At 51.1% G+C, this 14,004-nt stretch carries 15 protein-coding genes; 9 read left to right on the top strand and 6 right to left on the bottom strand.

The annotated features are described in order from the left end of the window. Nucleotide 1: 1 nt before the first annotated feature. The 5 genes from ACOMDU_RS00320 (at nucleotide 2) to ACOMDU_RS00300 (ending at nucleotide 5,076) form a co-directional block, all read left to right on the top strand. The gene (locus tag ACOMDU_RS00320; RefSeq protein WP_421128533.1) at nucleotides 2-1,522 is read left to right on the top strand and encodes a hypothetical protein; all 1,521 of its coding nucleotides are present in this window, start codon (nucleotides 2-4) and stop codon (nucleotides 1,520-1,522) included. A gap of 27 nt (nucleotides 1,523-1,549) precedes the next feature. Then, nucleotides 1,550-2,533: a hypothetical protein gene (locus ACOMDU_RS00315; RefSeq protein ID WP_187015272.1), complete on the top strand. Its 984-nt coding sequence runs from the start codon at nucleotides 1,550-1,552 to the stop codon at nucleotides 2,531-2,533. Between the two features lie 59 nt (nucleotides 2,534-2,592). After that, nucleotides 2,593-2,922, top strand: coding sequence for a hypothetical protein (locus ACOMDU_RS00310; RefSeq protein ID WP_295703497.1), 330 nt, complete (start codon nucleotides 2,593-2,595; stop codon nucleotides 2,920-2,922). 33 nt (nucleotides 2,923-2,955) lie between these two features. Next, nucleotides 2,956-3,654, top strand: a complete 699-nt coding sequence (locus tag ACOMDU_RS00305; RefSeq protein ID WP_421128532.1) for a SanA/YdcF family protein — start codon at nucleotides 2,956-2,958, stop codon at nucleotides 3,652-3,654. Between the two features lie 123 nt (nucleotides 3,655-3,777). Beyond that, nucleotides 3,778-5,076: a helix-turn-helix domain-containing protein gene (locus ACOMDU_RS00300; protein WP_421128531.1), complete on the top strand. Its 1,299-nt coding sequence runs from the start codon at nucleotides 3,778-3,780 to the stop codon at nucleotides 5,074-5,076. Between the two features lie 47 nt (nucleotides 5,077-5,123). On the opposite strand, the gene ACOMDU_RS00295 is transcribed toward ACOMDU_RS00300, so the two are convergent. Both ACOMDU_RS00295 and ACOMDU_RS00290 read right to left on the bottom strand, forming a co-directional pair. Beyond that, a complete protein-coding gene (locus tag ACOMDU_RS00295; RefSeq protein WP_295703501.1) occupies nucleotides 5,124-5,366 on the bottom strand; it encodes a hypothetical protein in 243 nt (80 codons plus the stop codon). Between the two features lie 12 nt (nucleotides 5,367-5,378). Continuing rightward, nucleotides 5,379-5,834, bottom strand: a complete 456-nt coding sequence (locus ACOMDU_RS00290) for a hypothetical protein (RefSeq protein WP_421128530.1) — start codon at nucleotides 5,832-5,834, stop codon at nucleotides 5,379-5,381. Nucleotides 5,835-6,009: 175 nt separating this feature from the next. Here ACOMDU_RS00290 and istA point away from each other — a divergent pair, with 175 nt between their 5' ends. Continuing rightward, on the top strand, nucleotides 6,010-7,548 hold the full coding sequence (gene istA, locus ACOMDU_RS00285; RefSeq protein WP_421128529.1) for an IS21 family transposase: 1,539 nt from the start codon (nucleotides 6,010-6,012) through the stop codon (nucleotides 7,546-7,548). Next, a complete protein-coding gene (gene istB, locus ACOMDU_RS00280; protein WP_288837246.1) occupies nucleotides 7,548-8,294 on the top strand; it encodes an IS21-like element helper ATPase IstB in 747 nt (248 codons plus the stop codon). Before istA ends, istB begins: the two co-directional genes overlap by 1 nt. A gap of 112 nt (nucleotides 8,295-8,406) precedes the next feature. On the opposite strand, the gene ACOMDU_RS00275 is transcribed toward istB, so the two are convergent. From ACOMDU_RS00275 to ACOMDU_RS00265, 3 genes are read right to left on the bottom strand one after another with little or no spacing between them, the layout of a single operon-like run. Beyond that, on the bottom strand, nucleotides 8,407-9,357 hold the full coding sequence (locus ACOMDU_RS00275; protein WP_421128528.1) for a double zinc ribbon domain-containing protein: 951 nt from the start codon (nucleotides 9,355-9,357) through the stop codon (nucleotides 8,407-8,409). Next, nucleotides 9,350-9,628: a hypothetical protein gene (locus ACOMDU_RS00270; protein WP_187015279.1), complete on the bottom strand. Its 279-nt coding sequence runs from the start codon at nucleotides 9,626-9,628 to the stop codon at nucleotides 9,350-9,352. The genes ACOMDU_RS00275 and ACOMDU_RS00270 overlap by 8 nt, the downstream gene beginning before the upstream one ends. Further along, nucleotides 9,606-10,100 (bottom strand): RNA polymerase sigma factor, encoded by a 495-nt coding sequence (locus ACOMDU_RS00265; RefSeq protein WP_187015280.1) that lies wholly within the window; start codon nucleotides 10,098-10,100, stop codon nucleotides 9,606-9,608. Before ACOMDU_RS00265 ends, ACOMDU_RS00270 begins: the two co-directional genes overlap by 23 nt. Before the next feature lie 268 nt (nucleotides 10,101-10,368). Between ACOMDU_RS00265 and ACOMDU_RS00260 the strand changes: the two genes are divergently transcribed. Both ACOMDU_RS00260 and ACOMDU_RS00255 read left to right on the top strand, forming a co-directional pair. Further along, a complete protein-coding gene (locus ACOMDU_RS00260) occupies nucleotides 10,369-11,982 on the top strand; it encodes an immunoglobulin-like domain-containing protein (protein ID WP_421128527.1) in 1,614 nt (537 codons plus the stop codon). Nucleotides 11,983-11,996: 14 nt separating this feature from the next. Further along, nucleotides 11,997-13,391 (top strand): serpin family protein, encoded by a 1,395-nt coding sequence (locus ACOMDU_RS00255; protein ID WP_421128526.1) that lies wholly within the window; start codon nucleotides 11,997-11,999, stop codon nucleotides 13,389-13,391. A gap of 137 nt (nucleotides 13,392-13,528) precedes the next feature. Here ACOMDU_RS00255 and ACOMDU_RS00250 read toward each other — a convergent pair whose 3' ends face one another. Continuing rightward, nucleotides 13,529-13,999 (bottom strand): S-layer homology domain-containing protein, encoded by a 471-nt coding sequence (locus ACOMDU_RS00250; protein WP_421128525.1) that lies wholly within the window; start codon nucleotides 13,997-13,999, stop codon nucleotides 13,529-13,531. Between the last annotated feature and the right edge of the window lie 5 nt (nucleotides 14,000-14,004).

Raw genomic sequence — 14,004 nt, 5'->3', positions numbered from 1 at the left:
AATGACCACTTATCAGAAATTTAAGAAACTGAACATCAGGCACTCTGCTATTGGTTTGGAGCAGAGCGATACCGATGTTACCTACTACTGCACTCCCAGAGATGCCGCGATCATCGGCTGGGCCGGTGTGGATGGCATCCACTACTGCACCATCCCGGAGTTTGGTGAGATGATTTTTGCGGTCAGTCCCATGAACTTCGGGGATTGTGTTCACCCCATTGCACACAGCTTCGAGAATCTTCTTCGTCTGTTGCTTTCCTGTGGGAGTATGGATGCACTGGAGCAGTGCTACGCTTGGGATGAGGAGCAGTTTAAGGCATTTCTGATCGACTGTCCTGCAACAGAGGAGCAACAGTCTGTTTTGGATGTACTTCGGACAGAGTTTAGGCTGGTGCCGTTAGAGGACGCCTTTGCCTATGTAAAGAAGCTGCAGGCTGAATTCGACCTATCTCAGATTCCCTATACGGAAGAATACTACGATCCGGATATGAATGCGGCGGCACCTGTTAGGGCAGAAGAATGGAAAGTTACCTATGACGGCGGTTTTTGGAGAAATGAAGGCAACGCAGGCATTGAAATCCCTATCCAAAAATCCTTTTGCTGGGGCGAAGAAAAGTGGTATATCCCTGCCGTGTATATCTGTGATAAAGGCCTTGTGATCGACTACTGTAAACAGGCTGATCCTGTTCAGGTAAAAGCATTTATTGATAAATGGGATTTGCTGAATGAAGGTAACAATCACTATACCAAAGAGCAACAGGAACAAATTGAGCGAGAGCATCCGTTACACACCAGCTTTAAGGGGCGTGTAACTTTGAATGGGTATAAGCTGCAAAGTGACCACAGCTGCGGATTACCGTGGATTCCGGAAAGCTGTTTGGCTGATGGCTTGCGCCGGGAGACGGAAGCAATACAGATTATGGAACACTATGGCCTGGATGTTAGCCTTGCTTGGTATATGCAGCGGTCAAGCTACCGTTGGGGCGAAGTAAACGGTCTGGATATTCAGTCTCTCACTGTTCGTATGGAGCGGCAGAGGGAGAATATCGCAGGACAGCATTTTCAGACTCCTACAGTGGGCGAAAGCATTTCCCTGACTCATCCTATGACTGGAAAGATATATACGTTGACCGTCCATGAGGTGGAGCAACAGGAGTTGCCGGAGCGTGCATTCCATGATCCCAATATGGAATACCCCAGCCATTACCTTGCGATGAGCTATTCTCTGGAGCCGGACATTTCAGGTCGGGGCTTTATGATTCAGGACTGTACCGAGGGCGACCGTCCAAGGCAGAAAAAGCGTGACCCCGACGAATTTGCACCGGTAGCTTTTTGTAATGCGGCAGTAATCGGTGTTATCGGCGGTGCTGACGGCCCCACGTCTGTTATCATGGGACAGAGCGCACCGAAGCTCCACGCAGCTTGTTCTTCTCTGCGTTTTGAGCCGATTGTGGACGATGTGGAGTGGCGCGTTGTGTTCAGCGAGAAACTGATGGACGATGTGGATGTGGATTTGATTTGAAAACAGACCTATAAGTGAGGTGCTTCTATGAAAAATCATTCCAACAGGATACTGACTGTGTTTTTTGCAGTATCGCTTGTAGTCAGCATAAGCCTATTCCTTGTTCGAGCGGTAGCATTCCCCTTTGAGATTTACGGTGCCGTCGAGATTTGCGCGTTTTATTTTCCTGCCGTACCGTTTCTGTTTCTACAGATGCTTTTGTGCAAGGCAGTTCAGAAAAAATGGGTGAAGTTTCTCCCGCTTTTGGTTGTCGCCATCGTGGCAATAGTAGCAGCCGTGGGTTGTGTGGCTGCCAGCGGCTGGGATACGCTTGGTTACCTTATTTTGCTGTTGCTCTGCATCGGACCTGCTCTTGGCTGCATAATCGGTATTGTGGCAGATTGGCTATGGCGCAAACGGGATTATGCTGTATCTGCACGGAGTTATGTTTTTATGGCGGCACTCCCACTGCTGGTAGTTGCCGCAGCCATTTTTACAGATTGGCATGGCAATCTGGGCGCGAGAAGCATGTACGATATTCCTTCTAAAGAATCTGTGATTTCCGCCTTTGAAGAAGGAGCCTATACAGTTGATAACAACGACCTTATCGGCTATGACCGTGGTCAGCTGCGCGAAATCTGGGGCGAACCTGACAGTATGCTCTCCGGCTTTTGGGGAGATCGCTGGGAGGTTGATGACAGCACAAATGTGATCGTATATTATGCTGCCGATGAGAAAATCGAATATGTCAAGATAGATACAGACTCTGCGTATGACAACAACCGGGCTGCAGTCACCATTGATGGTGAAGTTTACTATGTTGTTGGCGATCCGATTTATTTTGAGTCCGAAGAGATTGAATCAATGACATTCCTTGAACACGCCGTTCCTTACATCGAAAGCAAACCCGAAGCTGGGTATTACGACCCTGATTTGGAAATGAAGTATGCAAAGGTGGACGAGGGTATTGTGGTTCTCTATATGACCGAATGGTATTTGTGTGTTCCAGCAGATACTGCGATATCCGATTGAACAAACCACCGGACGATTTGGAAGTAGATTCGGAAGCCGGTTGTAAGGAGGCGAAATAAATGGGAGATGTTATAGGTCCTGTTATCCTTGGCATTATCATCAGTATTCTTGGCATATCCAACATGAAGGGCAATATTTCCTCTCTCCACTGGTATCATCGACAGCGGGTTTCACCGGATGACGTAAAGCCTTTTGGCAAAAAAGTGGGATTAGGCACATTGATTATTGGCATTGCAATTATCGTCTTTGGCCTATTCTCACTGATAACCTACCTAACAGAGATTGAAGTCTATACGATTATCGGCGCAACGGTTTTGATTCCTGCGGTGATTGTTGGGCTTGGCCTGAGCCTGTACGCAATTATCAAGTATAACAAGGGATTGTTTTGAAACGCTGCTAAGGCGAGAAATGTGAGGTGCTATATGAAAAAGAGAATATGGAAGCGCCTTTTCATTGCACTATTATGCCTTGCGCTAATCGGCGGTGTCACCGTCCTGGGCATCAATGGACATGTGAAGAAAAGCACCGCAGACCAAATCCTTTCCTCTGAAGAGGCTGCCACACTGACGGATGTTGACTGCATCCTTGTGTTGGGCTGCTATGTCCATGATAGCGGACGCCCCAGCGATATGCTGGCGGATCGGCTTCGCAGAGGCATTGAACTGTACCAGTCCGGTGCGGCTCCGAAGCTGCTCATGAGCGGCGACCACGGACAGAAGGACTACAACGAGGTCAAGGCCATGAAGTTGGAGGCCATGGACGAAGGCATCCCCTCCGAGGATATCTTCATGGATCACGCTGGCTTCTCTACATACGAAAGCATTTTCCGGGCAAGAGATGTATTTGCCGCTGACAAGATCATCATTGTCACGCAGGAATACCACCTCTACCGTGCGCTTCATGTTGCCAACGCCCTGGGCGTGGAGGCGTATGGTGTTGCCGCAGACTATCATACCTATGTGGGACAAGCATACCGTGAGTTGCGTGAGATCCTTGCTCGTAACAAGGATTTTGCGACGAGTATCCTGAAACCGGAGCCGACCTATCTGGGCGATGTGATTCCGGTCAGCGGTGACGGTGATCTGACAAACGACGGGGATATGGAACCAGTGCTCTCATAGGGCAAAATGCCGTGATTCTCGTATTCCGAGAGTGATTCTGAGTCTATTGGGTGGCTTTCTCACTACCACAATCTTAGAATAAAGACACAGAAAGCAAACCACCCATCCAAAGGAGGACTCAATATGGAAAAGAAAACTATCGGCGGCTTTATCGCCGCATTACGAAAAGCAAACGGCATGACGCAAAAGGATTTGGCGGAGCGTCTGAATGTATCTGATAAGACTGTCAGCCGTTGGGAGCGGGACGATGGTGCGCCGGATCTGGCTGCAATCCCTGCTATCGCGGAAATCTTTGGCGTTACCTGTGATGAGCTGCTTCGGGGTGAGCGGAAGTCACCTGAAGAACGTACCGTGATTTCAGAGGAGAATGAGACCACCCCCAAAGGTGAGAAACAGCGCCAGCGTCTATTAAAATCCACGCTATCTCAATATAAGAACCACACCTACATTGCAATGGGTATTACTGTGGTCGGCATGATCGTTGCGCTGGTCTGTAATCTGGCTTTCCTGAAAGCCATTCTTGGCTTCTTTTTGGGTGCGATCTTCTTTGCGGCCAGTATCGTTTGCCAAGCTGTGTTCGTGAACCAAGCGTTTTTCAGCGTGGAAGATGCGGGTCTGGATGCAGACATCCTTTCTGACTTCAAGCGAAAAGTCATCGGCCTTGCAGAGAAATCCATTGGATTGACGGTAGCGTTTATCGGCTTCACATTCCCCTTGATTTTAGTCGATGCCTATATGGGACTCGGCTCTGACAGCCTGCTGATCTGGGGCGCGATGGGCGCTGCGGCATTTCTACTGATCTATGCTATTGTGCTTTATTTCCTCAATGCGTCCCTTCTGAAAAAAGGAACATATAGTTTGTCCGAGAGGGAGTCAACCATTTATCAGCATAACCATAAGCTGAAACGCACCTGCGCCATTGTACTTGCCGTAGTACTGACAGTTACTTTCATTGGTCATCAATTTGCTACGTCCATTTGGGGCCCGTATAGCATTATGGAAGGCACCACATTCGAGGACTACGACAGCTTCATTGAATATATGGAGCAGGATGTCCCTGCCAATCCCTCATACAATGCCAGCCTTAAAGAATCAGCAGCCGTTCCTGCACCCGAAGAACAGATAGGAACGCCGACTTATTATGATGAGTATGGCAATGAGATTAGTGAGGAAGAAGCCCTGAAGAGCCGACTGAAAGATAAGAACGGCAATGTGGTCTGCGAATATATCAGTCGCAGAAGTGTAGTTTCCCTTCGATACACTCCCAAGGATGGAACGATTTTGCCGATTACTGTATGTACGGAAGAGGATCTTCAAGAGGCTCGGCAAGTCGCTGCTGTCCGTCATGTGATTTTCGGAGCAGCTTATTGCATTGAGTGCCTCGCAGTTGTGTTGGTCTATTTCAAAAAAAGAGCAAAGTAAAATCAAGCCCACAGGAACTACGATGATCCTGTGGGCTTGACTATTGTTTATGGAGTGTACGGAACAGGGGGTGCAGGAGGTGAACTGTCAAACAAGAAGACAAGGCTTACCATGAACAGAAGGTATAGGACGCACAGTACGACCACTGAAATGAGAATCGCCTTCAATCCGGCTGAAAGTTGCTTCTGTCTATGAGCGATTACTAAAGCCACAACAGCAGCGAAAAGTGCAATCAAAACAAACACGACAAAAGCAGGATGAAGAATGAAATCAAATAACATATTTCCCATAAACATACCTCCTTATGTTGTTTTGTCGAATAGATTTGCCAACTCACTGTAGGCATCTTCGCTTATTTCATAGACGAGTACATCATCCCTGCTTGTAATCTGGCCCTCCTCCAGAATCTTCTCAATCACGCTATTAGGTCCAATTTCAATCAAATACCATGCGCTTTCCGTTTCGACGATTAAATAGTTGCTGGTATCTTCGTAGTGAGCCTCACCAGTGGTATCCGCATAGTGGACGGAGAGGGTAAAATAGTCGGAAAGTTGGAAATTCTCCAAAGAAAAGGGGTACTCTTCAAGATAATGCAACTCATGGATGCCAGTAACGGTATTAAGCAGAAAGTCAGGTGCATCAAATTCGCCGGTTGCCACTCCTTGCCCATCTTCTACAACAGTAATAGCAACGAGGTCTGGCTCCATTTCCTTTTCCAACTGCTCCAGATACAGGTCGCCTGCGGCATTGGTCAGCATACTGTAATCGGATTCGGATGCTGAGTATTCCGCACGAGATTGCGCACCTCAACCGCTCAAATTGAGCATCCATTCCGGCGGGATTGAGCACCCTTGCCGCTGTCGTTGAGCACTGCGGTAAAATGTAGATATGCGTCAGATTTCTGGCGTAAATATCTACAAGGAGGTCACCTGTATGACCAATTACCGTGAGATCCTCAGGCTCCATAGCCTGGGACTCAACAAGACCGAGATCGCGTCAAGCTGCCGCTGCGCTCGGAACACTGTGGCAGCAACCCTGCAACGGGCGGCGAACTGCGGCCTGCAATGGCCGCTGCCGGAGGAAATGTCGGATAAGCAGCTCTCAGAGCGGCTGTTTCCGTCCAGCACCTCAAAGCCTGTCTACAAGATGCCGGACTACGCCTCTGTCCACAAGGAACTCCAGCGCAGCGGTGTTACTCTGAACCTGCTGTGGCTGGAATACTGCGACCAGTGCCGGGCGGCGGGCGAGATTCCATACCAATCAACCCAGTTCAACAAGTACTATGCCGACTATCTGACAAAGGTCAACGCCACCATGCACCTGAACCACAAACCCGGTGAGATTATGCAGGTGGACTGGGCCGGCGATACTGCCGCTGTTATTGACACAGACACCGGTGAAATTATCCCAGCCTATGTGTTCGTGGCAACCTTGCCGTACAGCGGCTACAGTTATGTAGAAGCCTTTTTCTCCATGAACCAGGAGTCGTGGACCACTGCCCATGTGAATGCCTACAAATACTTCGGCGGTGTCACCCGGATCATCCAGTGCGACAACCTGAAAACCGGCGTGCAAAAGCATGGGAAGGATGAGGCCGTTCTCAACAAATCGTACCAGGAGCTGGCAGAGCATTACGGCACGGCAATTCTGCCTGCCAGAGTCCGCACTCCCAAGGATAAAGCTGCTGTTGAGGGTACCGTCGGTATCATCTCTACCTTCATACTGGCCGCTCTGCGGAACCGCCAGTTTTTGTCTCTATTGGAACTGAACAAGGCGATTTGGGACCGTCTGGAGACGTTCAACCACAAACCTTTCCAGAAAAGGGAGGGTAGCCGGGCCAGCAGCTTTGCGGAAGAAAGGCCCTTTCTGCGCCCTTTGCCGCCCAGACCTTTTGAATTGGCCACCTGGAAAGTGGCAACGGTGGGACCAAATTACCACATTTCTGTGGAGCGTATGAATTATTCTGTTCCCTTTGAATACATCAAGCAGAAGGTAGATGTCCGGCTCACCAAAGCCACGGTAGAGGTTTTCTACGGTGGAAACCGAATCTGTTCCCATCCCAGGCTGTACGGACGGTTTAACCAGTACAGTACGATCCAGGAGCATATGCCGCCAGAGCACCAGAAGTATGTCCAGTGGAATGGTGAACGGTTCATTCACTGGGCCGGTAAAGTCGGCAGCAACACGCAGGTCGCTGTCCAAGCCATTCTCAGCGGCTACAAAGTAGAGCAGCAGGGCTACAAGTCTTGCATGGGTCTGCTGAAGCTGGCAGACAAATACACCCCCGAACGGCTGGAGAATGCCTGCAAACGGGCATTGGAATACACCCCCCGCCCTTCTCTCAAGAATATCCAGGCTATTCTGGCATCTGGCCAGGATAAAGCCATCCCTGAGCAGAGTGCGGCTACTGCGTCCTCATCCCGGTACGGATTCACCCGTGGAGCTGCGTATTACGAAAGGGGGAACAAGTGATGCTGACTGAAACAACGGTATCCAAGCTGCGTGAAATGCGGCTGAGCGTTATGGCCAACGCGCTGAAGGACCAATTTGCCGATCCGCAGTTCCAAAGCATGGCCTTTGAGGACCGGCTCGGTCTTTTGGTGGATGCGGAATGGAATGCCCGAAAGAATAACCATCTGAACAAGCTGATCCGGCAGGCAACCTTCTCGGATCCGGGAGCTTGTCTGGAGAATGTGGAGTATCTGCCCGACAGAGGTCTGAAACAGGAGGAACTGCTGCGGTTCGGCACCTGCAACTACATCCAGGAGCACCACAACATCATCCTGCTGGGTGCCACCGGCAGCGGCAAAACCTATCTCGCCTGCGCTCTGGGCATGGCTGCCGCAAGGCGGTTTTATGCGGTGAAGTACATCCGGCTCCCGGATCTGCTGGTAGAGTTCCAAATTGCCAGGGGTAACGGCACCATCCGCAAGTTCATGGCCCAGTACAGGAAGTATGCCCTGCTCATTATTGACGAATGGCTTCTGTACCCTTTGAAAGAAACGGAAGCCAGGGACTTATTGGAAATCGTGGAGTCTCGGTACAAGCGAAACTCCACGATCTTCTGTTCCCAGTTTGACATTCCGGGCTGGCCGGAAAAGCTGTCTGACCCACTGCTGGCTGATGCCATCTGCGACCGAATCGTCCACGACGCCTACACCATAGTCATTGGCGGCAAGGAATCCATGCGCAAGCGGAAGGGGCTGCAAGACATCTGACTCCGACCGTATTTATGATACCTTGACACCTTTGTGCTGTCCATATTCAACCTGAGCGGTGGGACTGCTCAATCCGGGCGGTCCCATTGCTCAATTCAAGCGGAACCGCTGCTCAATTTCGCCGGTCGAGCTGATTTTGCAGAGCGGCGTACGCAGATGCAATGGTGTAGAGTGTGGGATTGAAGTCCACGACGGTGATTTCATCTTCCAAACGCTTGCCGTTCAAAGTAACGCGAAGCTGCGGGGCAGCTTTCTTGGAAGTGGTCATAACACAGTACAGACCATCCTGATCATTAGTGCCCTCCAGTTCCAGCTTGAAAGCCGTACTGAACAACCCTGTGGAATAACCAAAGCCACGGCGATCTACATCGCCACCACCCGGAACATAAATCAAATAGTAATAGTCTGTGGTTTCACTATTCGGATTGAATCGGTAGGTATATCGGAGCGCGTATACATGGTCGGTTCTGGGGTTAATTTCTCCCAACCAATTCCGCACATACTCCTTGGTGCTTTCGGGAAGTTCCTGATCAGCATAATATTCATCGAAGGAGACTTCCCGTAGGCTGGAGGAACCTCCACCAGAGGCTGCAGAGAAGCTGAGTCCCAACACCAGAAGTAAAACAACAGGAACTATAATAATGGCCGCCAGGATCTTCCACAGGGTTTTATCCTTGGGCTGCACGGGTGTAACGATATCTTCCTGCACAGTCGGAAGTGGCTGCGCACATTTCGGGCATACAGTCCAATCCGGCTCTACGGGAGCAGAGCAGTTCGGGCAGCTCGGCTTGAGCTTTGCGCCGCATTTGGGGCATACCACATATTGCTCTGTGACCGTGGCAGCGCAGCGTGGACATTTCAGATTGGAATAGTTGCCCCGCACAAGCAGATAAATGATAAAGCCGATCAGTGAGGGGGCTAAAATTGCGATCAGTGTCCACAGAGCCGCATTCATCCCACGCCTTTTAGCATCCCGATAGACATAGACACCAATCAGGAGAGGGAGCAACGCAACTATAATCATGAGCATAAACAGCGGGATTGCAATAACAACATTACTCATGGATAACACCTCCTTTTTTAGTAACAACAACGGCCAGAACACTGCCTCCGGTAGCGGAGAACAGGACATAGGCCAGACACAATGCAGTGATCCACGGATAGTCCTCCAGCACAAGGAAACCGAGCATCGCCGCTGCGATCAGCAGAAGGGTTCCTGCAACAGCAACCAATGCCGTCTGCCAACGGAGCCTGCGCCGTTCCAGTTCAGCACGGAGCATATTTTCATTCAGTACGGGCGGCTTGTGCTGCTCAAAATTGTAAATCTGATTCACGGCCAAGCACCTCCTTCAATAGTTTTCTTGCTTTGCTTAATCGGGATTTCACGGTTCCCTCCGGGATGCCCAGTACCTGTGCGGTGGCTGCAATGTCCATTTCCTCAAAGTAAAACAGGATTACAGCCAGTCGGAGCTTTTCTGGTAATCCGTCAACGGCCTCATAGAGTGGTCCGTAGTCCGGATTTTCCGGTGCCGGGACTGATTGCAGAAGTGCATCCTTTTCCTCGTTCGTCTGGAAATTCAGCAAGGGACTTCGTGCAATACGCCGCAGGGTGTTGCGGTATGTATTGACACAGATCTTCGTCAGCCATGGCTCAAACTCTCGGCTTGGGTCGTACTGCGATATGCTCTTGACTACCCGGAGCCATGTGTCTTGGTATAGATCGTCTGCCTCAAAGGTGCTGGCGCAGAGAGACAGGCAAAGCCCATACAGCCGTTTTCCGTATTGCCTAATGTATTGATCGATCAAGCTCTCCGCACCCCCTTTCACTTACATATACAACGACGAAGGTCGATTGGTTCACTATTTCTGAAATAATTATAGCATATATTATTGAAAATGGTGAATTGCTCACCATTGGGAACTTTTGGCCGTTTTTTTGCGTCTATATATACAAAGGCTTTATGCCTGATACAAGAAAAAGGAGGCTGCTGGCATGAAGCAGAAAAAGAAATGGATGATTCCTCTTTGTGTGATTGGAGGACTGCTTTTGGTTTGTGCAGGCCTCCTTTGGTATATGGTCAGTCATTCTCTGGATTTCTCGGTGGGTCGCTGTTTGGTGGCGGAGAATGGATCGTATATGTTCATCGACGGCAACTCGCCCATTGTCATGAGTAACCGCAAGGACAAAGAAGGTATGTTCGCTGGCTTGGAGACGGGCGATAAGATCCTGCTTCTTCACGACGGCATTCAGGAGTCCTATCCGGGCGGCACCGGCGCGTATTGGTATATGAAGCTGGAAGACGGCACGCAGGCCGACATCCCTGAGCAAGTTATGGAAGAACTTGCGGAGCTGGGTTGGACCATAGTTGCCAATGAAGCAGATCCCAATGTTGTAGCCCCCGCGCCGGAAGCATACGCTTTTGATGCACAATACATCCGCACAGACGGTTACTCTGATGACCGAAGCTATCCTTACCATGCCGTGATCAGTTCCAAAGCAGAGCTGGAGGCCTACTATGAGGCATACAAGGATATCTATGACTTGGAGAGAAGAGAAGTAGTTTACTCCGATACCTCCATCGGTTTTCTGGATGCCTGTGACAAGTATGATGATGCCTATTTTGAACGGCAGAATCTGGTGCTGATCGTGCTGCAGGAAGGCAGCGGCTCTATCCGCCATGAGATCACGGATGTGCGTCGCCACCGCTTGGAGGATGGCGCATCGGATGGCTGGGCCATTACGATTGACAGCAAGGCACCGGAAGTTGTGACTGATGACATGGCTCAGTGGCATCTGTTCCTTGAAGTGCAGATGGGCGATGTAATCAAACCCACCGATAAGGTGTGGGTCAACGGGGTATTGAGCGAGCGTGCACCTGCAGTGTCCGGTCTGGTGGGCATCAGCCGCACCCCGGCAACATACGCCTATCAGGACCCCTGGGGTGTGAAGCTGACCGCAAAGAATATCACCCCGTCCGGCTTGACCATTGTTTGTACGCAGCAGGACGGCGAGCCTACAGGTGAATTGAATACCGGCAGCTATTATGGCCTCGAGGTTCTCCGGGATGGCGAATGGGTCGCAGTTGAGCTGCTTCCCATGGAGGGTGAGCTTGCCTGGACGTCAGAAGCATGGATGATCCCTGCAAACGAGGATACCGAATGGGATGTGAACTGGAGCCGCCTGTACGGAGAACTTCCTGCCGGCAGCTACCGGATCAGCAAGTCGATCATGGATTTCCGCGGCACCGGTGATTTTGATAAGGAAACCTATTATGCAGGCTTTGACATCGTAGATAGCACCACAGCAAACAGTATCGCCTATGAATACGACGGATTTGGCGTCAGTATCCCCCTCCTGTCCGGGTGGGAATATATGATTGAGGAATACAGCGCCGATGGCATGAGCTACGGTGTTAGCTTCCGTCCCTCTGGTGAAGATGGATGGATCGACTTCCACTACTGGCCTACATTCGGTGTCTGCGGTACCGGATTGGAAACCAAAGAATTCGGAAATGGCACCATGGGCACTTACGACGGCGGTAAGATCTGGAACTATATCAGCTATCCGGCCAGCAAGGGTAATTTTGTGGCAACGACTCATGGCGTGGCCGACTGGTGGGACAGCTACGGCGACGAGGTCTTGGGAATCATAACAGCAGCTATCTGCACAGATACCATCGTGGACTAAGGAGGAAATGCAGCATGAAAAGATTGATAGCACTGTGCCTTACGGCGGCTTGCCTGATTTCTCTGGTAGGCTGTGCGGGAGATACCAATATGGATGAAAAGAAACCCAACAACACTGCATCGGCCTATGCGCTGGCTCTGGCCAGTTACCCGGAGATGGCTCCCTATCCCAATGAGATGGAGTATTTCGATGAAAAGACCGGCGAGTTCGACAGCGATAGCTTTGATGTGGTCTATGACGCATGGAAGGAAGACAGGAACGCTCAACGCAATCAACCGGAGGGTTATGCAGATGGTCTGGAACCGTTCTTCGCCAGTTCGATCCGGGAGTTCCTCAGCAATTCCAACGGCGCAAACAAGGTCTACTCTCCCATAAATGTCTACATGGCCCTTGCCATGCTGGCAGAGGTGACGGACGGAGAGAGCCGACAGCAGATCCTCACGCTGTTGGGCAGTGAGAATATTGAGGCTCTGCGCTCCCAGGCGGCCAGCGTTTGGAACGCCAATTACAGCAATGACGGCGCTGTGACAAGCATTCTGGCAAACTCCCTGTGGCTGAATGAGTCCGTGAATTTCAACCAGGCCACCATGGACAGTCTGGCAAAGAATTACTATGCGTCCTCCTTCCGTGGCGAGATGGGCAGCGAGGAATTTAATCAGGCTCTGCGGGACTGGATCAACGAGCAAACCGGAGGACTGCTGGAAGCACAGGCTGATGGCCTGTCCATGGACCCCGAGACCGTTATGGCTCTGGCCTCTACCATCTACTACCGTGCCAAGTGGCACAGTGAGTTCAACGAGGCCAGAACGGAAAAGGGCCTGTTCCACCTGCTCAGCGCTGACGGAGAAACCGTGGAGTGCGACTTCATGCACAAGGGCGGCAGCAACACCTATTACTGGGCAGATCAGTTTGGTGCTGTTTCTATGAGCCTGGAGGGCAGCGGCAAAATGTGGTTCCTCCTGCCTGATGAGGGCGTGGCTATGGATGATCTGCTTGCCGATGAGCAAACGATGGAATTCCTGAACAGCAATGGAAACTGGGAGAACAGCAAGCACCTGATCGTGAATATGTCCGTTCCCAAATTTGACGTCGTCTCTGATTTTGACCTGGGAGACGGCCTTCGTGCCCTCGGTGTCACGGATGTATTTGATGTCACAGTGGCCGATTTCAGCCCCATGACTTCGGAAGTTGCAGAGATCTTCCTTTCCAAAGCCGACCATGCGGCTCGTGTGGCCATCGACGAAGAGGGTGTGACCGCGGCGGCATATACCGTGATGATGATGGCCGGAGCTGCAGCGCCTCCGGAAGAGGAAATGGATTTTGTACTGGACCGTCCGTTCCTGTTTGCCATCACTGGCTATGATGGATTGCCACTGTTCGTTGGCTTAGTCAATCAGCCGGTACAATAAATTGCTTGTTTACAGAAGCGGGGTAGAGAAAGGCACCCCCGCAGAGGGGCATCAACCAAATACCGTTCATGAGCAGAGCATGAGGCCACCGGATAATTTCCGGTGGCCTCGCTTTGCATTATATAGGCTGATGCCCCTTATTTGCCCTGATAGGCGCGATACAGGAAGGTAACAATCTGGGCACGGGTGCAGCCGTTATTGGGGCTGAACGTCGTAGCGGATGTGCCGTTGGTCACACCGTTTTCCACAGCCCACGCAACAGCGTCAGCGCAGAAGGAATCAGCCGCCACATCGGTAAATCCGTTCACCGTAGTGGGAGCGGTGCCCATCGCACGGTACAGGAAGGTCACGCTCTGGCCGCGGGTGCAGGTGTTGTTAACCCCGAAGGTGCCGTCAGCCAGGCCGTTGATGATACCGTTTTCCAGCGCCCATGCCACTGCGTCATAGCAGTAGCTGCTAGGGAGTACGTCAGCAGGAACCTTAGCCGTACCCTTGGGAGCAGGAGAACCGGCGGCGCGCCACAGGAAGGTGACGATCTGAGCGCGGGTGCAGGAATCGTTGGAGCCGAACAGGCCGTTAGCCTTGCCGTTGGTAATGCCCTTCTTCACAGCCC

The organism is Vescimonas sanitatis (assembly GCF_049060325.1).
Taxonomy (GTDB): Bacteria; Bacillota; Clostridia; order Oscillospirales; family Oscillospiraceae; genus Vescimonas; species Vescimonas sanitatis.
The sequence above is the reverse complement of the archived record's forward strand: the minus strand, read 5'-3'. Positions and strand labels throughout refer to the sequence as shown.